The 26,735-nt window shown below is 62.4% G+C and carries 19 protein-coding genes and 2 pseudogenes; 7 read left to right on the plus strand and 14 right to left on the minus strand.

Annotation, left to right across the window (positions count from 1 at the left end; translation table 11 throughout):
- Positions 1-8 precede the first annotated feature (8 nt).
- On the plus strand, positions 9-560 hold the full coding sequence (locus BA011_RS08620; RefSeq protein ID WP_065280133.1) for a hypothetical protein: 552 nt from the start codon (positions 9-11) through the stop codon (positions 558-560).
- A gap of 67 nt (positions 561-627) precedes the next feature.
- Here BA011_RS08620 and folK read toward each other — a convergent pair whose 3' ends face one another.
- Genes folK through folP form a run of 3 tightly spaced genes read right to left on the minus strand, consistent with a single transcriptional unit; the run spans position 628 to position 2,370 of the window.
- Entirely contained in the window at positions 628-1,146 is a 519-nt protein-coding gene (gene folK / locus BA011_RS08625) for a 2-amino-4-hydroxy-6-hydroxymethyldihydropteridine diphosphokinase (RefSeq protein ID WP_065280134.1), read from the minus strand.
- The gene (folB, locus tag BA011_RS08630) at positions 1,139-1,504 is read right to left on the minus strand and encodes a dihydroneopterin aldolase (protein WP_027667693.1); all 366 of its coding nucleotides are present in this window, start codon (positions 1,502-1,504) and stop codon (positions 1,139-1,141) included. The genes folK and folB overlap by 8 nt, the downstream gene beginning before the upstream one ends.
- Positions 1,501-2,370, minus strand: a complete 870-nt coding sequence (folP, locus tag BA011_RS08635) for a dihydropteroate synthase (RefSeq protein ID WP_065280135.1) — start codon at positions 2,368-2,370, stop codon at positions 1,501-1,503. The genes folB and folP overlap by 4 nt, the downstream gene beginning before the upstream one ends.
- A 101-nt stretch (positions 2,371-2,471) precedes the next feature.
- Here folP and BA011_RS08640 point away from each other — a divergent pair, with 101 nt between their 5' ends.
- The gene (locus BA011_RS08640; RefSeq protein ID WP_065280136.1) at positions 2,472-3,098 is read left to right on the plus strand and encodes a DUF922 domain-containing Zn-dependent protease; all 627 of its coding nucleotides are present in this window, start codon (positions 2,472-2,474) and stop codon (positions 3,096-3,098) included.
- Between the two features lie 314 nt (positions 3,099-3,412).
- Here the strand turns inward: BA011_RS08640 and BA011_RS08645 are convergent, their stop codons facing one another.
- Together BA011_RS08645 and BA011_RS08650 are read right to left on the minus strand one after the other, a co-directional pair.
- Complete coding sequence (locus tag BA011_RS08645; protein ID WP_003540151.1) at positions 3,413-3,733, minus strand: 2Fe-2S iron-sulfur cluster-binding protein; 321 nt, start codon at positions 3,731-3,733, stop codon at positions 3,413-3,415.
- Between the two features lie 262 nt (positions 3,734-3,995).
- Positions 3,996-4,379: an Hpt domain-containing protein gene (locus tag BA011_RS08650; protein ID WP_003540152.1), complete on the minus strand. Its 384-nt coding sequence runs from the start codon at positions 4,377-4,379 to the stop codon at positions 3,996-3,998.
- A gap of 462 nt (positions 4,380-4,841) precedes the next feature.
- Between BA011_RS08650 and BA011_RS08655 the strand changes: the two genes are divergently transcribed.
- The gene (locus BA011_RS08655; RefSeq protein WP_065280137.1) at positions 4,842-11,969 is read left to right on the plus strand and encodes a hypothetical protein; all 7,128 of its coding nucleotides are present in this window, start codon (positions 4,842-4,844) and stop codon (positions 11,967-11,969) included.
- Between the two features lie 145 nt (positions 11,970-12,114).
- A pseudogene (locus BA011_RS08660) lies at positions 12,115-12,674 on the plus strand (cysteine hydrolase family protein).
- 54 nt (positions 12,675-12,728) lie between these two features.
- Here BA011_RS08660 and BA011_RS08665 read toward each other — a convergent pair.
- Positions 12,729-13,478: an aminoacyl--tRNA ligase-related protein gene (locus BA011_RS08665; protein ID WP_065282458.1), complete on the minus strand. Its 750-nt coding sequence runs from the start codon at positions 13,476-13,478 to the stop codon at positions 12,729-12,731.
- 373 nt (positions 13,479-13,851) lie between these two features.
- Here BA011_RS08665 and BA011_RS08670 point away from each other — a divergent pair, with 373 nt between their 5' ends.
- Entirely contained in the window at positions 13,852-14,727 is an 876-nt protein-coding gene (locus tag BA011_RS08670) for a D-alanyl-D-alanine carboxypeptidase family protein (RefSeq protein ID WP_065280138.1), read from the plus strand.
- 26 nt (positions 14,728-14,753) lie between these two features.
- Here BA011_RS08670 and BA011_RS08675 read toward each other — a convergent pair.
- The 5 genes and pseudogenes from BA011_RS08675 to BA011_RS08695 form a co-directional block, all read right to left on the minus strand.
- Positions 14,754-15,053, minus strand: a pseudogene (locus tag BA011_RS08675) (sensor domain-containing diguanylate cyclase); the annotation flags it as partial.
- A 114-nt stretch (positions 15,054-15,167) separates the two neighbouring features.
- Complete coding sequence (locus BA011_RS08680) at positions 15,168-15,779, minus strand: ABC-type transport auxiliary lipoprotein family protein (protein ID WP_027667687.1); 612 nt, start codon at positions 15,777-15,779, stop codon at positions 15,168-15,170.
- A 26-nt stretch (positions 15,780-15,805) separates the two neighbouring features.
- Positions 15,806-17,176 carry an MlaD family protein gene (locus BA011_RS08685; protein WP_065280140.1) on the minus strand — a complete coding sequence of 457 codons (1,371 nt, stop codon included), beginning with the start codon at positions 17,174-17,176 and terminating at the stop codon, positions 15,806-15,808.
- A 9-nt stretch (positions 17,177-17,185) separates the two neighbouring features.
- Entirely contained in the window at positions 17,186-18,028 is an 843-nt protein-coding gene (locus BA011_RS08690) for an ABC transporter ATP-binding protein (protein WP_065280141.1), read from the minus strand.
- A 1-nt stretch (position 18,029) separates the two neighbouring features.
- A complete protein-coding gene (locus tag BA011_RS08695) occupies positions 18,030-19,199 on the minus strand; it encodes an ABC transporter permease (RefSeq protein WP_186806521.1) in 1,170 nt (389 codons plus the stop codon).
- 99 nt (positions 19,200-19,298) lie between these two features.
- Here BA011_RS08695 and dgcA point away from each other — a divergent pair, with 99 nt between their 5' ends.
- Entirely contained in the window at positions 19,299-20,282 is a 984-nt protein-coding gene (gene dgcA / locus BA011_RS08700; RefSeq protein ID WP_065280143.1) for an N-acetyl-D-Glu racemase DgcA, read from the plus strand.
- On the opposite strand, the gene BA011_RS08705 is transcribed toward dgcA, so the two are convergent.
- The gene (locus BA011_RS08705; RefSeq protein ID WP_065280144.1) at positions 20,234-21,454 is read right to left on the minus strand and encodes an MFS transporter; all 1,221 of its coding nucleotides are present in this window, start codon (positions 21,452-21,454) and stop codon (positions 20,234-20,236) included. The two genes, dgcA and BA011_RS08705, sit on opposite strands and share 49 nt — an antisense overlap.
- 211 nt (positions 21,455-21,665) lie before the next feature.
- Positions 21,666-22,508 (minus strand): UDP-2,3-diacylglucosamine diphosphatase, encoded by an 843-nt coding sequence (locus tag BA011_RS08710; protein WP_065280145.1) that lies wholly within the window; start codon positions 22,506-22,508, stop codon positions 21,666-21,668.
- Positions 22,509-22,765: 257 nt separating this feature from the next.
- On the opposite strand from BA011_RS08710, the gene BA011_RS08715 reads away from it, so the two are divergent.
- On the plus strand, positions 22,766-23,515 hold the full coding sequence (locus BA011_RS08715; protein WP_065280146.1) for a histidine phosphatase family protein: 750 nt from the start codon (positions 22,766-22,768) through the stop codon (positions 23,513-23,515).
- Positions 23,516-23,579: 64 nt separating this feature from the next.
- On the opposite strand, the gene BA011_RS08720 is transcribed toward BA011_RS08715, so the two are convergent.
- Positions 23,580-26,732 carry an efflux RND transporter permease subunit gene (locus tag BA011_RS08720; protein WP_065280147.1) on the minus strand — a complete coding sequence of 1,051 codons (3,153 nt, stop codon included), beginning with the start codon at positions 26,730-26,732 and terminating at the stop codon, positions 23,580-23,582.
- Between the last annotated feature and the right edge of the window lie 3 nt (positions 26,733-26,735).

A 26,735-nucleotide genomic window follows, 5' to 3' on the forward strand; every position in this document is an offset into this window, starting at 1 on the left:
GAAAATCCATGTATTCGCGCAAGTTTCTCATCGTATGCGGCTTGGCCGCCGCGGCATTGTCTCCCGTCGCAGATGTCGCACCGGCAGCCACCGCTGCAACCCGTGACAAGGCTTTCTTCGATTCCGTTGCCGGCTCCTGGAAGGGCCCCGGCGAAATCGTCGCCGGCAAGTACAAGGGCACGAAATTCACCTGCAGCCTGATCGGCGAGCCGACCGGCGACAGCAGCGCCGGCATCAAGCTCGACGGCACTTGCCGCGTCGGCGTCTTCAAGCAGCCGATGACCGCCGTCATCTCTCAGTCAGGCTCGAGCTACAAGGGCAAATTCCTCGACGGCGCCGCCGGCAAGGGCCTTGACGTCGTCTCCGGCGCCGTCAGCGAGGATACCGTCGTTGTCGGCATCAACCGCGCCAAGCTGAATGGTGCGATGATTGCCCGCGTGCGCGATGACAAGACGATGAACGTCACCGTTTCGGTCAAGGTCGAAAGCCAGATGATCCCGGTCATCGGCCTGACGCTGACCCGCCAGGTCGACGAGATGGCCGTCGGTTCCATCCAGTAGACAAATCGCACAGAGGATTTTCCTGAAGCGGCGGGTTTCCCGCCGTTTCCGTTTCAGTTTCCCTGTTTCAGGCGCTCAGCCACCAATCGCGACTGTTGTTGGCAATCTCGATGCCGGTCACCTCGGCATCCGACAGCCAGTCACTGACCGCCCTGCCCCTGACCCGAAGACCCGGCGCGATATCGGCAAGCGGCATCAGCACGAAACCGCGATCGGTCATCCGCGGATGCGGCAGTTCCAGCCGCGGCGCGTCCTGGATCACGTCGCCATAGGTCAGCACGTCGATATCAAGCGTGCGCGGACCCCAGCGCTCGATGCGCTCGCGTTTCATCTCGCGTTCGATCGACAGGCAGACATCGAGCAAAGCCTCGGGCTCCAGCCTGGTCTCGACGACAGCGCAGGCATTGAAGAAGAACGATTGGTCGGTCTTGCCCCAAGGCGGCGTGCGATAGAGCCGCGAGACCGCGCTAACCCGGCAGTCGTCCCGTCGGTCCAGCTTCTGCAGTGCCGCAGCCATCGCCTTCGCAGGGTCGCCGATATTGCCGCCGAGACCGAGTGTGGCGGATTGGAACCCGGCCTCAGGCAAAGTGCTCAACGCTCACCTGCACGAAATCGAGCACGCCGGGCACCGGCGCGTTCGGCTTGCGCACAGTGATCTTCGCCCGCCGGATCTGCGGGAATGTCTCGCAGAGCCCCTTGGCGATATCGAGCGCCAGGGCCTCGATCAGGTAACGCCGCTTGCCGGTGACGATCTGCTCGATCACGGTAAAGGCGATGCCGTAATTGACGGTATCGTTGATCGAATCGCTTTCCAGCGCCTCACCGGCGACGACATCGAGCTCGGCATCGACGAAGAAGCGCTGGCCGAGGAATTCCTCCTCGTCATGCACGCCGTGGCGCGCAAAGAAGGCGCAGTTCTGCAGCGTGATCGTGTAGGTGGTCATGTCGGCCGCTTCCTCTCGAATTCCTGGCGCGCATTAAGCATAGCATCGGCGATATCGAGCGCATCCCTGTTGATTGCGACATTGTGCACCCGGAAAACCGCAGCCCCTTGAAGCCTGAGCAGCGCGCTGGTCGCAGCCGTCGCCGCATCCCTGTCTTGCGCCTCACGCCCCGTCACGGCGCCCAGGAAGCGCTTCCGCGACGTCCCGGCGAGCAGCGGCAGGCCGAAGCGGGAAAGTTCGGAAAACCGCGCCATCAGTTCCAGGTTCTCCTCCGCCGTCTCCTTGGCGAAGCCGAAGCCCGGATCGAGCACGATGCGGTCGCGGTTGACGCCTGACGCAGCGGCGATATCAAGCGACCGTTCGAGGAAACGCACCTGATCGGCAATCACATCGTCAAGTTTCACCCTGTCGCGGCCGGTATGCATGATACAGAGCCCAGCTCCGGTCACCGCGGCAATATCAGCGATATCGGGCTCCTTCTGCAGCCCAAAGACGTCATTGACGATATGGGCGCCGGCACTGATTGCAAGCCGCGCCGTTTCGGCGCGATAGGTGTCGATGGAAATCAGCGCCTGGGTGCGGCCGCGCAGCGCCTCGATGACGGGCAGCACGCGCGCCTGCTCCTCGGAAGGGCTGACGGTTGCTGCGTTCGGCCGGGTCGATTCGCCGCCGATATCGATAATGCCGGCACCTTCGCTCACCGCCCGCAACGCCTGTTCGACCGCCGCATCGACGGTTTCAAAGCGTCCGCCATCGGAAAAGGAGTCCGGCGTCACGTTGATGATCGCCATGATCACCGAACGACGCCCGAGTTCGATCTCCCGGCCATGGCCGACACGCCATATGCTGCCTTCGAGCCCTGTCACCAGACTTATCCCATTGATGACGAAAAAAGCGCCATCTGATATTGCGCTTGGGGTGGCTATGCCCCAAGCTCCTGCCGATTTCAACACGGGTTGCGTTCAGAATGCCGCTTGCAGTGCGTTATATGGTCGTTCCTATCGCCTTTTCCATTGCTCTTTCCCTCTGCAGCCTGTCGGCAGCCGAAGTGATCGCATCGAAAAGCTATTCCTATTTCGACATTCGCGGCAAAACCGCGGATGAGCTCGACCGCGAACTCAGCCGGCGCGGCCCGACGGCGAGCGGTTCCTCGGCGCGCCATCCCGGCGCTACGAAGATCCGCTTCGGCGGCGAGGCAACCTATATTCAAAATAACGGGCGCTGCCGCGTCGGCAACGTCAAGGTCACGGTCCACACCCAGATCATCCTGCCGCGCTGGAGCAGCCGCAAGGGCGCCAGCAAGGAGCTGTCGATGATCTGGGACGCGCTGTCGAGCGATATCAAGCGCCACGAGGAGCGCCATGCCGAGATCGCCCGCGACCAGGCCCGCGCCATGGAGCGCGCCATCCGCGCGCTGCCGCAGCAGCGCAGCTGCGAAGCCATGCAGGAACTCGTCTCCGACGAATCAGCTCGCGGTATAGAGGAGCACGACCGGCAGCAGGCGCGATTCGACCGGGTCGAGGCGGTCAATTTTCAGAAGCGCATGCTGAGGTTGCTGAACAATCGAATCAACGGTCGAGCCGGCGCAAAATAAGGCTTTTCCAGTCTGGTTGCGAGCGAAAACCCTTAGCTGCATAACGAAACTTGTGCGAAACTTACCCCCTCCCCAGCGATTGAATGGTCATTTTTCATCCTGGCAGACTCAACCGGAACGCGTTAATATGAACACATTCGAAAGTTCAGGTACGGCATCTGCACTTTCATCGCTGGGTTCTCCTGGCGCGTTCCGAAGCCGCGGATGTTCCTCCCTCATCCGTAGGTAATGCGCCCGCCTCGCCTCGCTCGCTCTAGCGCGCGAGGCGTCTTTTTTTATCGAATTTTTCGGCGACGTTTGAAGCGCAGTACGCGTCAGGCCTGGCGTTCCGGCACATGCACCACCAGCCCGTCATAGACAGCCTTCATCCGGATCTGACAGGACAGCCGCGAGGTCGGGCGCACATCGAAGGCGAAGTCGAGCATGTCCTCTTCCATCGCTTCCGGCTGGCCGACCTTCTCCGTCCACTCCTCGTCGACATAGACATGACAGGTCGCGCAGGCGCAGGCGCCGCCGCATTCGGCCTCGATGCCGGGGACCGAATTGCGCACGGCATTCTCCATCACGGTGGAGCCTTGGTCGACGTCGAGGTCGAAGCGCGTGCCGTCGAAGGCGACGATGGTAAGTTTGGGCATCAGGACTATTTCCGGTCTTCAAGTGAGTGGGCGGATTTTCTTCCGACAATTCGACGCATCAGTCAATATTGGGGAAATTTGCCACAACCTCGCAGATCGGGCCTTCGCCCGCCGTCTTCAAAGCGTCATCAGGGACGTCGCAAAAAGGCCCGCGGTTCCGCAATGGAACAACGGGCCTCGTTCGAACGCTATCCTATGCACGTCGCCCAAAAATACGCAGCGGTTTTGGGACAACGACATGCGTCAGATAAAAACCTGGAGATCAGCCGCGGCAGAGCTTCAGGATGAAATTCTCGGCGTCGATGACGGCGGCCCCGAGCGCTGCCGTCGCGCCGGCATCGCCGCCGTTTTCCTCGACGGCTTCCGCCGTCTGCGACACGCGGAACGCGCCGACCGAGCTTGCCGCGCCCTTCAGCCGATGCGCGGCTGCGCCGATACGGATCGTTTCGCCGCTGGCAATGTCCTGGAGGCATGCGCGGGCCTGGCGCGCAAACATCTGAAGGACTTCGAGTTCCAGCGTCTTGTCGCCCATCGTCTGCTTTGCGAGATGCACCAGATCGATCGGCCGGACCTTGGAGGGACACGGTCCCTTTGCATTATCCGGCGCCTCGAATACGATGTTCAATGCTGCCATCTGGGCTGCCATTGCCAATTCTCCCGTCTCTGTCGTCTGCAGTTGCAACAGTTCTGCGACAGGAGGGTGGCCATCACGTTAAATTCCGGCACATTCGGGGCGGAAATCTCGCCATATGGTTAACGTCCGTTAAATATCCCTAAATTATTGGTTTTTAAGCCGTAGCTAGGATTCAAAGGTGTTAACAACGAGTTAACGAGCCATAAATCTCAAGCCTTCATTAATTGTGTGAAGAGCCCAGATGTGTCACTACGATACTGGTGGAGCGGGTTTATGGTACGCGCCTTTGCCGAGCGAGTGGATAATGGTAGTGTTTTGATACCTTCCGTTTGAAAAAGCGGCTATCTACTCTGAAATGACATGCTTATCCGTCCTTCGTTGGGATGGAGGGCTGGAACGGCAAAGTTGTTCCCGGGTGAGGCGGAAGCCCAGGATGCGCTGTCGGACTGGCTGACAGTAACGAGGCATAACCGAATGGCGAACAACAAATATAATGAGTCAATTGAGGACAAGGCGTTCAAGGCATTGGACGAGGCGCTCCAGATCGACTTTAGCAAGGATAACGTACCGTCTCGCCGCGGCGACGCGCCCCAGGCCCCGGAGGCTAATGTGTCTGATCCAGTAAATGCGCGTAACCAGCAGGCCCAGGAAGAAGCGCAGCGCCGCAGCCGCCGCGGTGCCGCTGGCGAGCAGGCTTCCAGGGGGCCGGCTTTCGCGCCCGCCAACGATGCCAGCCGCAATACGCCCGCCTCGATCCTGAAATCCTTTGACGGCGCCTCCAGCCGCTCGGCGGTGCGTACCGCCACCCTGTTTTCCGTGCTTTGGGTCATGGCCGGCCTCGGCCTGATGTCGCTGCTTTATGCTCCGCAGATCTGGCAGATCCGTTCGCTCGCCGATCTCGTCGCCCTGCCCGGCGTCATCGCCGGCCTCGTCGGCATCATCATTCCCGTGATGATGTTCTATGCCTTCGCCATCATGATCTCCCGCGCCCAGGACATGCGCAACGCCGCCCGCTCCATGGCAGAGGTGGCGTTGCGCCTGGCAGAGCCGGAAACCATCGCCTCCGAGCGCATCATGACCGTCGGCCAGGCCGTGCGCCGTGAGGTCTCGGCCATGAATGAAGGCATCGAGCGCACCATCGCGCGCGCCTCCGAGCTGGAAACGCTCGTCCATTCCGAAGTCAATGCGCTTGAACGTTCTTATGCCGACAACGAGTTGCGCGTTCGCGGCCTCGTCCACGAACTCGGCTCCGAGCGCGAGGCGATCGTCAGCCATGCCGACCGTATCCGCACCTCGATCGGCAGCGTCCACGACCAGTTGAAGGAAGAACTGTCGCTTGCGACCGAAGAGATCGCGGTGCGGCTTGCCACATCGGGCGAAGCCTTCGCCTCGCTGATCGATACACGCGCCGCGACGATCTTGGAAAAATCGGACAGCGCCCTGCAGTCGATGGGCAGCCTGCTCGCAGCCAAGACCGATACCCTGCTGCAGACCCTGAACGCATCGGGTTTTGCGCTGGCCACCGAATTCGACAACCGCCTCGAAGCCCTCTCCGTCAATCTCAACGATCATGGCGAAAGGCTGCTCAGCCAGTTCGAGACGCGCGCCTCGACCATGGACAGCAGCACCGAAAAGCTGAATGCGGCGCTGAATGAGCGTACGCACCAGCTCAACGAGATCCTGATCGCCCGCACCCGTGAGATCAACGAGAGCCTGACGTCAGGCGAACGCACCATCGGCGGCACGCTCGACGACGTGCTGTCGAAGCTGAACAGCGCGCTCGACGAAAAGGGCGCAAGCTTCCGCCAGAGCCTGCAGACCACCGCCGACGACGCCGTCATGGATCTCGACGTGCGCTCCGGCTTCTTCGAGGAGCGGCTACAGACGACCGTCGCCCAGCTGTCGACCGCCTTCGACGAACGCGTCGCCGAATTCACCAGCGCCTTCGACAAACGCACCGGCTCGCTCGACACCAAGCTGATGGAGAGCCTCGCCCGTATCAACGAGACGCTGACCGGCGGCTCGGATTCGATCGATGGCATCCTGAATTCCGGCATCGACCGGCTCGGTTCGTCGATATCAGACCAGTCGCTGGCGCTCGCCACTGCGCTCGCCACCGGCCACGAAGTGCTGGAAAGCACGCTCGGCAGCCGGGCGGACGAAATCACCACCGCGCTCACCAGCCGCACCGGCGAGCTAACCTCGGCGCTGCAAAGCGCCACCTCGGAAATCGCGCTGACGCTTGCGACCGGCACCTCCGAGCTGCAGAACAACCTTCAGACACGCTCGGCCGAATTCCGCGACACGCTGCGCACCACCACCACCGATCTGACGACTGCCGTTGCCGCTGGCACCGAGCAGGTGACCGCTGCCTTCGGCGGTCGCGCCGAGGAGCTGAGCGGCGTGCTTACAGCCCGTGCGGCCGAAATCAGCGAGGCGCTCGGCACGGCCCACGGCCGTATCGACAGCGTCATGGCAGAGCGCGGCGGCGCATTGCTCGAGGCACTGACCACCCATCACGGCCGCTTCGAGGAAGCATTGACGACCCGCTCCGACGCCATCATCAATGCCGTCTCCGGCACCCATGACCGTCTTGCCGAGACGCTCGACGAAAAGGCGATGGCGCTTGCCATCTCTCTGAACGAGAGCCAGGCCCGCATCGAGGACACGCTCGAGACCCGCTCCGAAGCTCTGTTGAACGCCGTCTCCGGCACCCATGATCGCCTCTCCGAGACGCTCGACGAGAAGGCGATGGCGCTCGCCATTTCGCTCAGCGAAAATCAGGCCCGCATCGAAGATACGCTCGAGACCCGCTCCGAGGCCTTCCTCAACGCCGTGTCAGGCACGCATGATCGTCTGTCGGAAACGCTGGACAGCAAGGCGGCGGCCCTTACGACCTCGCTCGACGAGCGCCATGCCCGCATCGAGGATGCGCTTGGAACGCGCGCCGAGGCACTGCTGAACACTGTATCCGGCACGCGCGACCGTCTTGCCGAGACGCTCGACGAGAAGGCGATGGCGCTGGCCATGTCCTTGAACGAGAGCCAGGCCCGTATCGAGGAGACGCTTGAAACCCGTTCCGCCGCTCTGCTGAAAGCCGTCTCCGGCACCCATGATCGCCTCTCCGAGACGCTGGACGGCAAGGCGGCAGCTTTTGCCACCTCGCTGAGCGAAGGCCATGCCCGTATCGAGAATACGCTCGAAACCCGCTCCGCAGCCCTGCTGAACGCCGTCTCCGGTACCCATGATCGCCTCTCCGAGACGCTGGACGAAAAGGCGATGGCACTCGCCATCTCGCTCAACGAAACCCAGACGCGGATCGAAGACACGCTGGAAACCCGTTCGGCTGCCCTGCTGAATGCGGTCTCCGGCACGCATGACCGTCTGTCCGAGACGCTGGACGAAAAGGCGATGGCACTCGCCATCTCGCTCAATGAGAGCCAGTCGCGGATCGAAGACACGCTGGAAGCACGTTCCGAAGCCTTCCTCAAGGCCGTGTCCGGCACGCACGACCGTCTCTCGGAAACGCTCGACGAAAAGGCGACGGCGATCGCCGCCTCCCTGAACGAGGGCCAGAGCCGCCTGCAGGATACGCTGGAGAGCCGCTCGGAATCCTTCCTGAATGCGGTCTCTGCCACCCACGACCGCCTGTCCGAGACGCTCGACGATCGGGCGATGGCGCTTGCCATCTCGCTGAATGAGAGCCAGAGCCGTCTCGAGGAGACGCTGACAACAGGCGCCGATGCGATCACCAATGCGGTTTCCGGCACGCATGTTGGCCTGAACGGTGTACTCGACCAGAAGGCCGCCGCCCTCGCCACCTCGCTGAGCGAAGGCCAGGCCCGCCTCGAGGAAGCCTTGGGCCACCGTACCGCCGCGATCATCGGCGCCGTAACGGCAACCCATAATCGGCTCACCGATACGCTCGACGAAAAGACCATGGCGCTCGCCATTTCGCTCGATGATAACCAGAGCCGCTTCGACAGCGTGCTCGAAGCCCGCAGCAACGCCATCATGGAGGCCGTCTCCGGTGCCGAGGCACGAGTCGCCGGTGCCTTCTCCGACAAGACCGATGCGATCCGCACCGCCTATACCGACAATCAGCAGCGGCTCGAAAATGCGCTTTCCGAGCATAGCGCTGCCCTCTCGGACGTTCTCGATGCCGGCGGCGCCCGCTTCGAGGATCTCGTCGGCGGCTTGACCGGCCGCATCGAAGGCCGCCTGACCGATGCGCATACGCGGCTCGGAGGCCTCGCCGACGAGGCCGCGGCGCGCATCGAGGGCGGGCTTGCCTCTGCCCATGAGCGCATCCGCACGACGCTCGAAGACCGCGCCAACGCCATAGACCTATCGCTGAACCAGGCCCATGCGCTGATCAGCGATACGCTGGCCGAACAGGCGACCAGCATCGGCACTTCGGTGGCGACGAGTGTCGGCATGCTCGAATTGTCGCTGGAGCACCGTGAGGCCGCGATCCGCCAGGCGATCGATGCCGGCGCCCAGACATTGGAAGATCGCATGCATGCCGGCGCCGGCCAGATCGCCGGCCGCTTCCAGGAGGCGGCAAGTGCGATTTCGAGCTCCACCCAGGATTTGTCCACCCATCTCGATCGGTCGGTCGAAAACCTGACGGGCCGTTTTGAAGAAACCGGATCGCGTGTGGAAGCCGGTCTTGCGGCGATCGAGACCCGCATCCGCGACGGCGTCGGCGGCGTTGCCGAAAAGGTCGAAGCGGCCAGCAGCCAGCTGTCCGGCGTGCTTACCGACGGCGTCTCTCGTCTCGGCGCGCTCAGCAACGACGCCACACAGCGCATCTCGGCGACGCTCGAAGGCAGTGCCGCAAACCTCACTCAGGCGATCGACAGCCGCACCGCCAATCTGGCCGAGACGCTGGACAGCCGCACCACCAGCCTGACCGGCGCCATCGATGGCCGCACCGCGAGCCTCGCCGAAACGCTCGACCGCGGCAATGAACGCATCGAGGAACGCCTCTCTACGATGGACCGTGCGTTGACCGTCGGCCTCGAGGCCGTCAACCGCACCATCGAAGGCAAGGCCGCTGGTCTCGCCTCGACGCTGCGCAACGCAGTTGCCGACGCGGCCCAGGGAATGGAAGGCGAAGCGACGAGAACCACCGAACTGCTTGGCAAGACCGGCCAGCAATTCGCCGAGGATCTCAATGTGAAAAGCGACGAATTCACCCGCACCATGGATGAACGCTCGTCACAGATCGTCACTCGCGTCGCCGAAGCTCAGAACCGGCTGGCAAGCCAGGCCGCTGCCGTCGCCCAGACTTTCTCGGAAGCCGGCAACGCCATCGTCAACAAGGTCGCCGAGGCCGAGACCATCGTCGGCACGCAAGTCAATGCCATCTCCAAGGTGCTGTCGGATGCCGGCCAGTCTCTGGAGACACGCGGCAATGCCATCCGCTCGACGCTGTCGGGCGCCGGCAGCGAGATTTCCGCCACCATGGCGGATGTCGACCGGGCGCTCGAAGCGCGCAGCAGCGCCATTCGCACCAACCTCGAAGAGCGTGCCCGCGAGATCGATACGACGTTCTCCGACATCGACCGGGCGCTCGAAGCACGCGGTAACTCGATCCGCTCGACGCTTGAAGAGCGTACTCGCGACCTCAACTCGATGCTATCAGGCCGTTCGGTCGAATTGACGCGCATCCTCGACGAAACGGCCCGTCCGATCATCGACCGGTACACCGATGCCGGCGAGCAGGCCGCCGCCCGCATCACCGCCGCGGCCAACCTCAGCGCCGACCGTCTGCGCGCCGAAAACGAAGCGCTCGCCAGCGCCGTTGCCGCCCGCACCGAGAATGTCGCCAATGCCGTCAGCGCCATCGAGAACAGCCTGGTTGGCAACGTCAACGGCCTCGTCGAGCGCATGTCGGAAAGCAGTGCGGCAATGGCGATGATGATGAACCGCGCCGCCGAGCAGCTGGCCAGCGTCGACGGCCGTCTCGGCGATACCACCACGCGCTTTGCCGACTCCGCCACCAAGGCCGCCGAAATGGTCTCCGCCTCGACCAGGCTTCTCGAAGGCAAGGTCGACCGCCTCTCCGACATTTCGGGCCAGACGCTGGCGCAGGTCGGCGGCATCATCGGCCGCTTCGACGAACACTCCAAGGTTCTGACCCAGGCTTCGCAGCTTCTCGGCGCCGCCCAGTCCAACCTCGCCTCGACGCTCGAAGAGCGCGAGAGCGCTCTGCAGACGCTCTCGGTCGGCCTCGTCTCGCGCTCCGCGGAGATCGAAAAGACCATGCAAGGCCTCGGGAGCATGATCGAGACCGTGTTCGAACGGGCAGAGCAACGCTCCAGCCAGGTTACCGGCAATTTGCGCGAGGGCGTGCAATCCTCCTTCGCCGATATCGGCCGCATTCTCACCGAAACCGAGAAGCGCGCCCAGGAAGCGGCAGAGACGATGCGCGAGGCAATCACCCGCGCCGGCGACGAGGCCAATACGACGATCGACGGCACCTTCGCCAATGTCGAGCGCCGCTCCGGCGATCTCTCCAATCGCATTCGCGGCGGTCTCACGGCCTCGCTGTCGGAAGTCGAGCGCATGCTCGGCGAAGCCGGCCGCGCTTCCGACGGCGCCGCCCAGCACATGCGCGAAGCGCTGCGCGAGGCGATCGATGACGCCGTCGGCCGCTTCTCCGGCGCCACCGAGGATATCCGCCGCTCTGCGGCCGACATCCGCAGCGAGCTCGACGCCACCCGCGCCGAACTGAAGCGCGGCGCCTTCGACCTTCCCGAGGAAGCCAAGGAAAGCGCCTCGGCCATGCGCCGGGCCGTCGCCGAGCAGATCAAGGCGCTGCAGGATATCTCCCAGCTCGTCGGCCGCTCCAGCCAGCAGCTCGAGATCTCCGAGCCCGTCGCCCGCACGCTCGCTCAGGTACAGCCTGCCCCGCGTCCCGCTCAGCCGGTTGCAGCCCAGCCGCCGCAGCCGGCAGCACCGCCGCCGATCGAAGCGACAGGTCTGCGCGGGACGATCGCACCGTCTGCGCCGGCTGCCGCCCCCCAGCGCGCCGCGCCGCAGCCTGCCCCCGCTCGCCAGGAAACAGGCCGCCCGGGAACAGATCGCCAAGAGCCGGCCCGTCCGGAAAGCGGCGGCTGGATCAGCGATCTCCTGCGTGGCGCATCGCGTGAGGACGCCGCCGACGAGGCCGCGGCCGCCCGTGTTCCTGCCCGCCCGGCGGAAACTGCCGCGCCGGCGGCGCGCAGCAATGACAGCCGCAATCCGCGCCACGTCGTCGAATCGCTGAACTCGCTCTCGGTCGATATAGCCCGCGCCATCGATCACGACGCTTCGGTCGATCTCTGGCGCCGTTATCAGCGCGGCGAGCGCGACGTCTTCACCCGCCGCCTCTACACGCTGAAGGGCCAGCAGACCTTCGACGAGATCAAGCGCAAATATGACCGCGAACCGGAGTTCCGCACCGCCGTCGACCGCTATATTGGCGATTTCGAAAAGCTTCTCGCCGACGTCGCCCGCACCGACCCGAACCGCACGGTGACGCAGTCCTACCTCACCTCGGATACGGGCAAGGTCTACACCATGCTCGCCCACGCCGCAGGCAGGCTCGGCTGAGCTTAGCCTGGCACCCACGATTGGAAAGCCGCTTGAACACGTGTCAGGCGGCTTTCGTTCTATAATGTGGGTGTGAACTAAGGCACACGAAAGCAAGCATTCCCAAACGAAACCGTCCGCCGTCCAGCTACGGAAACCTCCAGAAATGACCAAGGCCCTTCTGATCATCGACGTGCAGAATGCGATCCTCAGCGGCAAAGCCTCGCCGGAGCGGCAGCCTCAAGTCGATGCCGCACTCGACGAGACCGTCTCACGGCTGGCCGCGCTACAGGGAAAAAGCTCGGCAGGCGGGCGCGCCGATCGTACTCGTTCAGCACGACGGCGACAGCGGCCATCGAGTGGCTGTCGGCACGCCGGGTTGGGCGCTGCGCGACGAGGTCGCGCCGAGGCAGGCCGAGGTCGTTGTGCGCAAGAAAAGCGCCGACTCCTTCTTCGAGACCGACCTTGCCGAACGCCTGGACGAACGATCGGTCACCCACCTCCTCGTCGGTGGATGCATGTCGCAATTCTGCGTCGACACGACAGTCAGGCGTGCCGTGTCGCTGGATATGACGTGACGTTGATTGCCGATGGTCACACGACCGGCGACACGGCGACCTTGACCTTTTCCGAGATCATTGCCCATCACAACGAAACACTCGATGGTTTCGATGCGGGCAAGCGACGGTAGAAATCCGTCCCGCCGCCGAGATAGCCTTTTCATAAATTTTCGGGCTGCAGGAGAACCGGGACTGCTTGGCAGCCCCGGCTTCCGATATCTCATCGATCGGCCGCTATGTTCCAGTTGTAGAGGCACCGATCGAGGCCGATGGCGATCTCAAGCACCAGCACGTCATGGTCGACCGCCGCTCCCTTTTTAGGCTGCGACTGGTAGCGCTGCGGAAAGTCCGTGCGTCGGGAGATCGAGCAGACCTCCATCCACTTGTCGCCATTGTCGACCTCGATATCGACAGTCACCTCGGAATAGGCCGGAAGCCGGTCGGAGGGTACGATCCGCGTCGGCAGATGGATCAGCGATGCGATCATCCGGCGGACCGGCTCGATGCAAGCGGCGTGATAGTCGTTGCCGCTGTCGGCCGTGAAGGCGCATTGGAATTCGAGCTGCCAGAATTCCTTCAGCCGCATGTGTTTGGTCGGCTGCTCCTGCTCGCGACGATAGGATTTGCCGGCCTGCCAGACGCAGAGCGGCAGCCGTGTCTTCGAGTGATTGCCGAGAATGTGCTGCATGTAGACGTAGGTCGACGGCGTGGTTTCCGGTCTCAGCACCAGCGCGATATCGCTGGCGGATAGCTGTTCCTGGATCCAGATATCGGCGTTCGAATAGGCGCTTGACACCAGCGACCGCGGCATCAGTGTCGGCGCCTCGACCCTCCTGAGATCCCAGGCCGGATTGACGGATCTGAGAAAATTGCGGACCTCTTCCGAGAAGAAGCCGATCATATGATCGCGCAAATGGATCTCGCGCTCCTCCCAATGGACGAGCGAATTGACATGATAAATATTGAGCACGGTGCCTGTCTCCCTGGCAACCTTGATTGACGTGGTGAGGGGCTTTACGTCCAGCAGCGCGCCGGACGCCTGCAGCGCCCCGACGTCACAGCAGGACGCGAAGACCTCGTCCGCCAAAAGCGCGCACGATCGCAACCCGCGGGCAGGTGCTGATATGACGGGAGAAGGGCGCGCGCTTCATGCTCATGGCGCGTTTTTTACGTGCCGTACGCATCATTGTCAAAACCGAAGAGGGTGAGACAAAAGGAATCAGCTGTGGAAGATCCTTTTTTATTGCCCGCTGTCCTTCATTCCGTCACAAACTTTTCTGATCCGCTCATATTCAAACAGAACGGCTCACTCCGCCATCCAAACGACAGAGACAGCAACATTGATGACCAAGACGACATCCCGGCTCCTCGCTACCGCGCTCTCTTCCTTTTTCCTGATGGGCGCTTTCACTCAGGTTCAGGCAGGCCAGGCAAGCTTCGTCGTGGATGTGCAGTCCGGCCGGGTCCTCGAAGGTTCCAATCAGGACGATCTGAACTATCCGGCGTCGCTGACCAAGATGATGACGCTCTATCTCGCCTTTGAGGCCCTGCATGACGGACGCCTCAACTGGGACCAGAAGCTCACCATGTCGGAAAATGCCGAAAGCAAGGAGCCCTTCAAGCTCGCCGTCGGCGTTGGCCGCAAGGTGACGCTGCGCGAAGCCGTCGAAGGAATCGTCGTGCTCTCCGCCAATGATGCGGCTGTGGCGATTGCCGAACAGCTCGGCGGCACCGAACAGGCCTTCGCCAAGACGATGACCGACAAGGCGCGCCAGCTCGGCATGAAGGATACGGTCTTCAAGAACCCGTCGGGCCTTCCCGATCCGGAGCAGGTCACCACGGCGCGGGACATGGCGACGCTCGGCGTTTCGCTGATGCGGGACTTCCCCGAGGAGTTCAAGCTCTTCTCCATGCGCGGCTTCCAGTTCCGCGGCATGAAGCTGCGCGGCCACAACAACCTCATGTATCGTTATGATGGCGTCGACGGCATCAAGACAGGCTACACCGATGCATCGGGCTACAACGTCGTGACCTCGGCTCTGAAGGATGGCCGCCGCGTGGTCGGCGTCGTCATGGGCGAAAAGACCGCGAGTATACGCGACGACAAGATGGCAAGTCTGCTGGACAGCACCCTGTCGCCATCATCAAGCACCACTGCCTCCACCACACCGGGTAGCCAGCCGGGAGCGACGATGACGGATTCGCAGCCGACGAAGTAGTCGATGAGCGGAGACCCGTCGACAGGTTACCTGAAAGCCACTTCCAGATGCTGCCGGTCTTGCGCGATCACCCTGCAATTCGTTTCGAATCCTTCGCCTCTGATAGCCAGGATGAATTCCGAAGGAATGCCTGATGTATTGGTGGCTGAAATGCCGGCGCTCTCCGAGCCGATGGATTTGACGGTGCAGTCGATGGTCGAACGCCGATCGTTGAACAGGATCGAACCCGACTTCAGCACCCGCCGTCGAGCCCCAATGGCGTGATCGGCGTGGATGGAACTCCACGACACGCAACGGTTCCGTCCGCCATGCTTGGCCTGATACATCGTCCATAAATTCATGAAGAAACTGAATGCGACGACGATCTTAATGTCATCAGCGTCGATATTTTTCAAAAAACCGGCAAGGCGCGGATCGAGGCGCCGTCGTGCAAACGCCGGTCAGATCAAGGGTAGCGTCCACGAGACGATTTCGGAGGCAACCGTGGAGAAGGCGCGGTCGAGGCCCTTGACGAAGCCTTCATTGTCACCTCCGGCCGGCGCCATGGCGCGGAACACCTTCTGGGCGCGCACCGAGCCGTTGCGGTCGTTGAGGATCTTGGCGGAAATTTCGACCACCGCCTGATTGCCGTTCGAAGCATCGATTTCGAAGGAGCGGATATCGGTGACGACCTGATAGTCGATCGCCAGCCCCTGCCCCGGCATGCCGACGCCGCCGAGCTTGCCGGAGTTCTCAAAGGCTTCCACCAGCTTCGACTGCACTATGCGCGGCAGCTTGTCGCCCCACTGCGCCTTTGAGAGATACTGGATTTCCGACGGCGAAACACGGATCACGATCTGCTCGCTGTCGAGCGACCTTAGCGCCGTCGGGCTGGCGATCAGGATCTGGCGGGATTTGGCCGCGGGTCCGCTGCCGTCGACGGCGGCGGAAAGATCATAAGTATCGTTCTTGGCCGCGGTGCCGCACCCGGAAAGGATCAGCGCCGTCAGCGGCAGCGCGATCACCGTTCCCCTGATCCAAGAACGGCGCGACAACAGATGCGATGCGACCATATTAGGCTACCCCTGACTTCCCAAGTTTAACGCCGCGTCCGGCCGTCATATTGCTTGACCGTGTCCCCGCCGAAGATCAGGCGTTGCGGATTGCGGTCGAAGTTGCTGATCGTATCGTTCAGATTGCTCACGGTTCCGCGCATGTCATTGATGAGAGTCTGCACGTCGCGCAAGCCACCGCTCGAGAATTTCTGCAGATTGTCGGCGATCGGCCCGATCCGCGAATTCAGGTTGTCGGCCACCTTCTTGAAGGATTCCAGCGTATTGCGCGCCTCGGCAAACAGTGATTGCGTATTGTCGGTTCCGAGCAGCGCATCGACCTTGATGAGAATGCCGTCGATTCGGGTCGACGCCGAATTCAGCTTGTTGGCAAGCTGAGAGACGTCCTGGATCGTCTGGTCGATATCTTTCTGACGCGCCGAAACCGTGTTGGCGACATCGCGGATAGAGGCGACGGCGGCGCGCGCATCCTTGGTCCCCTGCGCGATGTCGTCGACGGAACCCTTCACCTTCGCCGGATCGATCTGGGCAACGAGCGTATCGACGCGATCGAGCGTCGCCTGCGCCTGCTTGCCGAAATCGTTGAAGGTGGTGGCCGTCTGGTCGAACTTCTGGATCGCCCCTTTGAGGTCGCCTGAGGCATCGGCGACATTGGCGGTGATCTTCTCGGCATTGGAGACGATGTTGTCGATCTTTTGCGCATCGACCGCCTTGACCAGCGATTCGACGGCCTGAAGCGTCGAATCGACACGGCCCGACACGGCCTTCACCGTATTGGAGAGTTCACCCACGCTCTGCAGGAAGGCGTCGATATTGCCGGAATTCTTGGCAAGCGCATCCGAGAACGTCTCGGCATTCTTGAAAGTCTCGGTTAGCGGCCCGCGCGAATCTTCGATGAAACCCTGAAGTTCGCCGACCGCGTCGTTGGCCCGATCGAGGATCTTGTCGGCCGTCGCCAGAAGATTGGTGACGCTCGACTGGTCGGCGACGATGACGGCGCGTTTGTTATTGTCGATCGCATGCTGGAGTATACTTTCCTCGCCCTTGCGGCCGCCCGAAAGTTCGATATAGGCAGCCCCGGTCAGACCCTGGATTTCCAGGGCTGCCTTGGTGGAGGGGTAGATCGGCGCATCGGTACGGACCTGGGTGAAGGCCAGCGAATATTGCGGATCGTCGGCATCGATCGACAGCGTCTGCACCGAGCCGATCTGGATACCGTTGAAGCGCACCGGCGAACCGACGCTGAGGCCGTTGGCCGAGCCCGGAATACGAACGATCAACTCCGTCATCGGGCCGCCGCGGCCATATTCGGCCATCCAGTAGACGAAGCCGAACGCCGCCGCGATCACCAGCACCGTGAAAAAACCGACAATCGTGTAATTGGCTTTGGTTTCCATCTTATCCGGTCACTTCCCGCTGCTGCCGTGCCGCGCGCCATCGTCCTGCGGCACGATCGACCGCGCACGTTTGCCCTTGAAATAGGCCTGCACCCACGGATCGTCATAGGCCAGCATGTCTTCGATCGTGCCTTCCACCATTACCCGTTTCTTTCCGAGCACGGCAATACGGTCGCAGACCGAAAACAGGCTGTCGAGGTCGTGCGTGACCATATACACGGTCAGTCCCAGACTATCGCGCAGGTTGGCGATCAGTTCGTCGAATTCGGCCGCACCGATCGGGTCGAGACCCGAAGTCGGTTCGTCCAGAAAGACGAGTTCCGGATCGAGTGACAGCGCGCGGGCAAGGGCTGCGCGCTTGATCATGCCGCCTGACAGTTCGGACGGATATTTGTCGGCGGCATCGGCCGCAAGCCCGACCATGCGGATCTTCAGATGCGCCAGCTCGTCCATCAGCGAGGTCGGCAGGTCGAGATATTCGCGCATCGGCACCTGGATGTTTTCCTTGACCGTCAGCGACGAGAACAGCGCCCCCTGCTGGAAGAGCACGCCGAGCCGCATGTCGAGCGCGTTGCGCTGCGGCTCGTCGAGCTCGTCGAAATCCTGGCCGAGGATCTTGATCGTGCCGGAGCGGCGCGGCAGCAGCCTGAGCACGGTGCGCATCAACACCGATTTGCCGGTGCCAGACGCGCCGACGAAACCGAGGATCTCGCCGCGGTAGATATTGAGGTTCAGATTGTCGAGCACGACCTTGGAGCCGAAGCCGACGGTGACGTCGCGTGCCGACAGCACGATGTCCCTTTCGTCCTTGTCTCCCGTATCGATCGGTTTCTCGTCCACGCGGTCCGCCATGCTAAAAGTCGATCGCTGCATAGAACATCGCAAAAAGCCCGTCCATTAGGATGACGACGAAAATCGCCTTCACCACCGCGGCCGTCACATGCTGGCCGAGCGATTCCGCGCTGCCGCCGACCTTCAGCCCCTCGACGGCGGCGACGATGCCGATGACCAGCGCCATGAACGGCGCCTTGATCATGCCTGAGAGCACCGTCGACAGTGTCACCGCCTCGTGCAGGCGCGACAGAAAGTTGGCGAAGGTGATACCGGAATAGCCCCAGGCGACAGCGGCAGCCCCGCCCAGCGAAGCGAAATTTGCGAGCACCGTCAAAAGCGGCAGCGCAATGGTCAACGCCACCAGCCGCGGGAAGATCAGCACGCCGATGGGGTTCAGCCCCATCACCTTCAGCGCGTCGATCTCCTCGCGCATCTTCATCGAGCCGATTTCGGCGGTGATCGCGCTGCCCGAGCGGCCGGCGATCATGATCGACGTCAGAAGCACGCCGATTTCGCGCAATTGCAGGATGCCGACGAGATCGACGACGAAGACCTCAGCACCGAAGTAGCGCAGCTGGAAGGCGCCTTGCTGGGCGATGATCGCCCCGATCAGGAAAGACATCAGCAAGATGATCGGAACGGCGCGAACGCCCATATGGTCGATCTGGTTGACGATCGAGGCCGGCGAAACGCCGCTGCCGCGGCCGAACTTCATCTGCGCGCCGCGCACCGCCGAGCCGAGGATATACATGGCAGCGGCGAAATTGTCCCAGACTTCATAGGTCATTTTGCCGATCGGCGCGAAGATGCGCGTGGCAAACGAGACTTTCTCCACCTGCTCCGGCTCGGGCTTGGCCGGCTCCTCGGAAAACATCTCCAGCATTTCGTCGATATGCGAGTTGGTGCCTTCGAAGCGAACCGCCCTCCCGCCCGCCTCTTCTTGCTTTTTCAGCCGGCACAGCAGCCAGATTCCGGCTGTGTCGATCTCCGAAATCTCCGAGAGGTCTACCGTCAGGTCGCCGGTCTTCTTCTGCAGGAGCTTTTCAAAATCGCGTAGCACCAGATGGATGTAGGCGCTGCGCCAATTGCCCTGAAGACGCACACGCTGTCCCGAGCCATCAGCCTGGTCGTCCACTTGCAGTGAGGCGGCGTTGCGATTCTCGGCGTTCAAGATACTTGTGTCTTTCAAGGCTTACAGCGACATTGCCGAATCGCGAAGCAGATCGTCCGTCCGGCGCGTCAATATACAGAAGCACCGTGCAATTTCCATGCTTGCAGGAGAGCAATAATGCCGCGCACCCTCGATATCCAGATGAATTCCTTCCCGATTGCCGGAACCTTCACCATCTCGCGCGGGGCAAAGACCGAAGCCGAGGTCATCACTTGCAGGCTTATCGAAGCGGGTGCGCGGGGGCTCGGCGAATGCGTGCCTTACCGCCGCTACGGCGAGACCATGGAGGGTGTTTTCGCCCAGATCGAGGCGGCGCGACCGCTGATAGAGGCCGGTATTTCGCGCCATGACCTGCTGTCGGCCATGCCGCCGGGTGCGGCCCGCAACGCCGTCGATTGCGCCCTATGGGATCTTGAGGCCAAGCGGACGGGAGACAGCGTCGCCGCCCGCCTCGGCCTTTCCGCTCCGCAGCCGCTCACCACCGCTTACACCATCTCGCTCGGTGAGCCGGAGGTGATGGCCGCCCAGGCGCGCGAACATGCCGGCCGTGCACTGCTCAAGGTCAAGGTCGGAACCGGCGACGATGAAAGCCGCATCCGCGCCGTCCGCGCCGCAGCGCCCGATGCCGCCATCATCCTCGATGCCAATGAGGGCTGGCCGGAAGCAGTGTTGGAACACCACCTCAATATCGCGGCGCAAGCGGGTGTGGCCCTCGTCGAACAGCCGCTGCCGGCTGGCCGCGATGCGTTGCTTGCCGAAATCCGCCGCCCGCTTCTCGTCTGCGCCGATGAGAGCGTCCACCACACCGGCGATCTCGCAAGCCTTGCCGACCGCTACGACGCGATCAACATCAAGCTCGACAAGACGGGCGGCCTGACGGAGGCGCTGGCGATGAAGGCCGAGGCCGAGCGGCTTGGTTTCAGCATCATGATCGGCTGCATGGTCGGCACCTCGCTTGCCATGGCGCCCGCCGTTCTGCTCGCCCAGAATGCCGATTTCGTCGATCTCGATGGTCCGCTATTACTTGCCCGCGACCGCGAACCCGGCCTGCATTACGCCGCTTCCCTGGTCTTTCCGCCCGAAAGCACCCTCTGGGGCTGAAGATAATAGGCAAAGATGACGAGGCCGAGGCCGGAGAAAGCGACTACGGCCATGACGTAATAGCTGACGACGCCGAGCCAGGCATAGAGATAACCCGACGCCAGGGTCATCAGCGCCATCGCCATGCCGACATAAAAGAAATAGGCGCCCTGTGCCGAGGATTCCTGCGTCTCCTGCACCGTCGCCACGATCCGCCGCTGCACGCCCGTATGCACGAAGGCGTAGGTGAAGCCGTGGAAACATTGGAGCAGGAAGAAACCGGCAAAACCGGTATTCATCGGAAACAGGATCCAGCGGCAGACGCTGATGGCGCAGCCGAAGCGGATCAGCGTCCAAGCGTCGAAGCGACGGCTGAGGCGCTTCGACAGGAAGAACACCGTCACTTCCGAAGCGACGCCGGCGCTCCAGAGCAGGCCGACCTCGGTGCCGGAAAAGCCGAGGTGATGCCAGTAGATCGAGGAGAAGGCGTTGAGCACCGCATGGCTCGATTGCTGGATGGCGACGCCGATCAAGAGCAGCAGCAGGTGCGGCTCACGCAGGCCGCTGCCGGTGGCGGCCGGAAGATCGATCGGCTGGCCGCGGCGCCGCGTCGGCCCGATGCGCGGACAGAAGATCGCCATGACAACGGTCATGGTAAAGCCGAACGCCATGACATCAAGCACCATCCCGCCGCCCCACCGGTTGATCAACTGGCCACCGACCAGCGTCGAGACGATGAAGGCGATCGAGCCCCAGACCCGCATCGATCCGTAATCGAGCCCCCAGCGGCGCACGCCCGATATGACGATCGATTCGACGACCGGCACATAGGGCGCGAAGGTGGCGCCCTGCAGCGTAAAGACGATGAAGACAGGCCAGAAAGTCGTCGTCCAGTAGAGTGCCACCGCCGTCAGCAGCGACAGGCCGCCTGACCAGAGCAGCACGTCGGCGCGCTCCTTCATCCGGTCGGCGATCATGGCGACAACAGGCGCCACCAGCACGCGCACCACCATCGGAACGGCCAGGATCACACCGATTTCGTGGTCGCTGAAGCTGTGGCCGGCAAGCCAAACGGGGAAGAACGGCAGGACGATGCCGTTGACGAGCAGCGGCGCGCAATAGGAAAGCGCGCTGAGCAATCGGAAGCGCGGCGGCGCTCCCTCACCCGTCGGGGAATTTTGAGCGGGAATCATGGGTGGACCTGAAGGAAACCGGTCGTTGTCCTAACACACCACCCCGGAGACGACTATTGCGAGAAATAGCCGTTCTGAAACGTTTTAGAAAATAAATAGGGCCTGTCGCCTGACGGTAACGGCTAAATTCCTAAAGCATAATTTCAAAGTGCTACGGCGTCCTTTGCGCGTCTGAAAAGACACGCGGCGCTGTAAAGCGCAGGCGCCAAAATCAGGCAGCCTGCGGGGCCAATTCACCCTCGTCATGCATTTCGATGGCTACAAGCGCAGGCACGCTGCTGGCGAGAGACCGCCAGGTGATCAGTTCGAACGTGCCGTCCTCGTGTTCGGCGACCGCCGTGCAGCTTTCCACCCAATCGCCGGTGTTGATGTAGCGGATGCCGTCCATGTCCTGGATCACGGCATGATGGATATGTCCGCAGATGACGCCGTCGGCGCCATGTTTGCGGGCTTCCTCGGCCACGACGCGCTCGAATTCGCCGATGAAGTTGACCGCATGCTTGACCTGCAGCTTCGCCCAGGCCGAGAACGACCAGTAGGGCATGCCGAGCCGGCGGCGCACTGCCGCAAGGATGATGTTGATGCGGATCGCCGTGTCATAGGCCCAGTCGCCGAGATAGGCGAGCAGCCGGGCATTGCGGACGACGACGTCGAACTCGTCACCATGCAGGATCAGGTATTTCTTGCCGTCGGCGCCGTCATGCATCATGCGCTCGACGACCTCGATGCCGCCGAAATGCATGCCCGGGAAGGCGCGCAGGAATTCGTCGTGATTGCCGGGAATATAGACGACGCGCGTGCCCTTGCGCGCCTTGCGCAACAGCTTCTGGACGACGTCGTTGCAGACCTGCGGCCAGTACCAGCTGCGCTTCAGGCGCCAGCCATCGACGATGTCGCCGACGAGCACGATCGTATCGGCCTCGTGGTGGCGCAGGAAATCCAGCAGGAAGTCGGCCTTCGCGGCCTTCGAGCCGAGATGGACATCGGAAATGAAGAGCGTGCGGAAATGTCTGGGTTCCATCATGTCTTTCACGAGCTGCCGCTCATGTCCCATCTTTCATCTAGCCTTCCAAAATCAGACTCGTGTTTCAGGAAGATGACAAGGTGTGGAAAAGCGCTGCAAACCCGATCATCCCGCGCTGGCAGAATGCCTGTCGCCGCGCTGGCAGAATGCCTGTCGCCGCGCTGGCAGAATGCCTGTCGCCGCGCGGACAGGATGCCCGTCGCTGCCAGGCCTGCCGGCCATGTTGCCCTGCGCATTCAGGGCGTTCATGATGGCGGCGATTCATATCCGACAATGCGGGATGGCTGATGCGTCTTTTTCTCGTTCGCCATGGCGAATCCCTCGGCAACATCAACGAACAGGCCTACCGTCAATTCGGCGATCACAACGTGCCGCTGACGCGATGGGGCCATCGGCAGGCCCTCGAGGCAGGCGGGGTGATCGCCTCCTACCTGCAAGCATTGCCGAGCGCGGGTTTCGGCAAGCTGCAGATCTGGTATTCGCCCTTTCTCAGGACCCGGCAGAGCAAGGATGCGCTGCTCGAGGCCCTGCCGGAAAGCTTCGTCGGCGATATCAGGGAGGATTATCTGCTGCGCGAGCAGGATTTCGGTCTCTTCACCGAAATCTACGACCACGCCGAACAGAAGCAGAAGTTTCCCGAGGAGTTCGAAAAATGGGCAAGGCTGCGCAGCAACAGCGGCAAGTTCTACGCACGGCCGCCGGATGGCGAAAGCCGGGCGGATGTGGCGCAGCGGGTGCGCCTGTTCCTCCAGACCGTCATGCACGACGCCGAAAATAGCGACCACAACCTCGTGATCGTCGGTCATGGCGTCACCAACCGGGCGGTCGAAATGAACTTCCTGCACCGCCCTGTCGAGTGGTTCGAGCGCTCCGACAATCCTGGAAACGCCGATATCACCCTGATCGAGGGGACGCGCTCGCAAGGATACGAGTCAATCCTGCTGCATCAGGCCGCCGACCGGCAGCCGGGACAGGAAGGCGAACTGCGCGATGCCTATGGCGCCGACGTGACGATCACGCCGAAGCCGACTGCATAATTCCTGAAATCGGACCGGCGCAAAGGTGCGGCGGGTTGCGCAAGGCAACCGCCAACTCTTCACCTCAGGTCGGCGACGTGACGGTTGCCGGCTCCTGCCCGGCCGGCGCCTCCTCGTTCACAGTCTCCGGCCGCTTCGTCCTTAAGAGACGCAGCACAAAGACGAAGAAGACGGGAACGAAGAAGATCGCCAGCACCGTCGCCGAGATCATGCCGCCGAGCACGCCCGTGCCGATGGCATTCTGGCTCGCCGCACTTGGCCCGGTGGCGATCGCCAGCGGCACCACGCCCAAAGTGAAGGCGAGCGAGGTCATGATGATCGGCCGGAAGCGCAGACGGGCGCCTTCGATCGCGGCATCCATCAGCGATTTGCCCTCGGCAAAGCCGTCCTTGGCGAATTCGACGATCAGGATGGCGTTCTTTGCCGACAGTCCGATGATCGCGATCAGGCCGACCTTGAAGTAGATGTCGTTGGACATGTCGCGGCTCATCACCGCGAGCACGCAGCCGATGACGCCAAGCGGCACGACCAGCATCACCGACAACGGGATGGACCAACTCTCGTAAAGCCCCGACAGCAGCAGGAAGACGAAAAGGATGCTGAGGCCGAACAGGAACGGCGCCTGCGATCCCGATCTCAGCTCCTCCAGCGACTGGCCGGTCCATTCGAAGCCGAAACCGTCGGGAAGTTCCGAGGCCAGCCGCTCCATTTCGACAATTGCCGCGCCCGACGAATATCCAGGCGCCGGAGCGCCAGAGATACGCACGGAAGGGTAGCCGTTATAACCGACGATCTGCGCCGGTCCCTTCTGCCATTCGGCGACGGCGAAGGACGACAGCGGCACCATGCCGCCGCTCGCATTGCGGACATTGAGCTTCATCAGGTCTTCCGCCTGAAGCCTGCTCTTGTCCTGCGCCTGCACGATGACGCGCTGCATGCGGCCCGAATTCGGGAAGTCATTGACATAGCTCGAACCGAGATTGGCGGTGATCGTGCTGTTGATGTCGGCGAAGGCGACGCCGAAGGTATTTGCCTTCTCGCGATCGATAACGAGCACGAGCTGGGCCGAGTCCGGCATGCCTTCCGGGCGGATACCTGCGATGATGGGATTCTGCGATGCCTTGCCGATCAGCATTCCCGCCGCCTCGGTCAGTGCCGCCTGGCCTTTCGCCCCGCGATCCTGAAGGCGGAAGGTGAAGCCGTTGGTCGTGCCGAACCCTTCGATCGGCGGCGGCGACAGCGCGAAGGATGTGGCGTCCTTCAGCCCAAACAACTGCATGTTGGCGCGGTTGGAGATCTCCTGTACCGAATTGCCGGCGCCGCGTTCGGCCCAGTCCTTGAGTGTGACGAATACCAGGGCAGCGTTCGGTCCCTGCCCCGAGAAGCTGAAGCCCTGGATCGCGACGACGTTGGCAACGGCCGGCTCTTTCTTGAAGATCGCCTCGATGCTTTCGAGCGAGGCCACCGTGCGGTTGCGGCTCGCCTCCGGCGGTCCCTGCACGTCGACGATCAGGAAGCCCTGATCCTCATCCGGCACGAAGCTGCTCGGCAGGTTGACGAAGAGGTAGCCAAGGCCGACGAGCAGCGCGACATAGACGGCCATGACCCGCCAGGAGCGCTTGGCCAGTCCCTCGACGGTGCGGGCATAACGGCCGGTCAACCGGTCGAAGTTGCGGTTGAACCAGCCGGCAATGCCCTTCTTCTCGTGGTGACCCTTGATCGGCTTCAGGAAAGTGGCGCAAAGCGCCGGGGTCAGCGACAGCGCCAGGAAGGCCGAAAACAGGATGGATACGACCATGGTCAGACTGAACTGACGGTAGATGATGCCTGTGGAGCCTGGGAAGAACGCCATTGGCACGAAGACGCAGGAGAGAACCAGCGTAATCCCGAGGATCGCGCCGGTGATCTGCCGCATCGCCTTCTTGGTCGCTTCCTTCGGTGACAGCCCTTCCACCGCCATCAGCCGCTCGACGTTTTCCACCACCACGATGGCGTCGTCGACGAGAATGCCGATGGCAAGCACCATCGCAAACATCGTCAGCACGTTGATCGAGAAGCCGGCAGCAAACATGACAGCAAGCGTCCCGAGCAGCGCGACGGGCACGACGAGCGTTGGAATGATGGTGTAGCGGAAGCTCTGCAGGAAGATGAGCATGACGACGAAGACGAGCGCGACGGCTTCTGCGAGTGTATGCGCCACCTTCTCGATCGATGCCGAGACGAACGGGCTGGTATCATAGGGAACGGAATATTCGACGCCGTCAGGGAAGAAGCGTGACAGCTCCTCCATCTTCGCCTTGACCAGGTTGGAGGTGTTGACGGCATTGCCCGTCGACGACAGCTGGATGGCAATGGCGCCACTCGGCTGCCCGTTCAAGCGGGTGGAGAAGCTGTAGCTCTCGCTGCCCTCTTCGATGCGCGCGACATCGCGCAGCCTGACGTTCGATCCGTCGGCATTGGCGCGCAGCACGATGTCTCCGAACTCCTTGATGTCGGTCAGTTGCCCCTTCACCAGCACCGTCGCCGTCAGGTCCTGCGAGATCGGATTGGGTGCTGCGCCGATCTGGCCAGCCGCGACCTGGGCGTTCTGCGCCGAGATCGCCGCGCTGATGTCGGACGCGGTGAGGTTCAGGCCGACCATCTTGTCGGGATCGATCCAGATGCGCATCGCCCGCTGCGACGCAAACAGCTGGGCGCGGCCGACACCCTCGAGACGGCGTAGCTCGCCGATGACGTTTCGGTTGAGATAGTCGCCAAGTGCCACCTCGTCCGTCTTCCCATCCGTCGATGTCAGCGAGATGAACATCAGGAAGCCGGACGATGCCTCCTCGACCGTGATGCCCTGATCCTTGACGGATTGCGGCAGCCGCGGTTCGACGCGGCGGATGGCGTTCTGAACGTCGACCGAGGCCTGGTCGATATCAGTGCCGGCCGCAAAGGTCGCGGTAATGGTCATCGCACCCGATGTATCGGAGGTCGACTCGAAATAGGAAAGGTGCTCGACGCCGTTCAGCTCTTCTTCGATCTGGCGAGTGACGCCCTGATAGATATCCTGGGGCGATGCGCCGGGATAGCTGGTGGTGATGCTGAGCTGCGGCGGCGCGACCTTCGGATATTGCGCAACCGGCAGGAACGGCAGCGCGATCAGGCCGGCGAGAGAGATGAAGATCGCAAAGACCCAGGCCAGGATCGGGCGATCGATAAAGAAGCGTGCCATCGA

This window comes from Rhizobium leguminosarum (assembly GCF_001679785.1).
Taxonomy (GTDB): Bacteria; Pseudomonadota; Alphaproteobacteria; order Rhizobiales; family Rhizobiaceae; genus Rhizobium; species Rhizobium leguminosarum_R.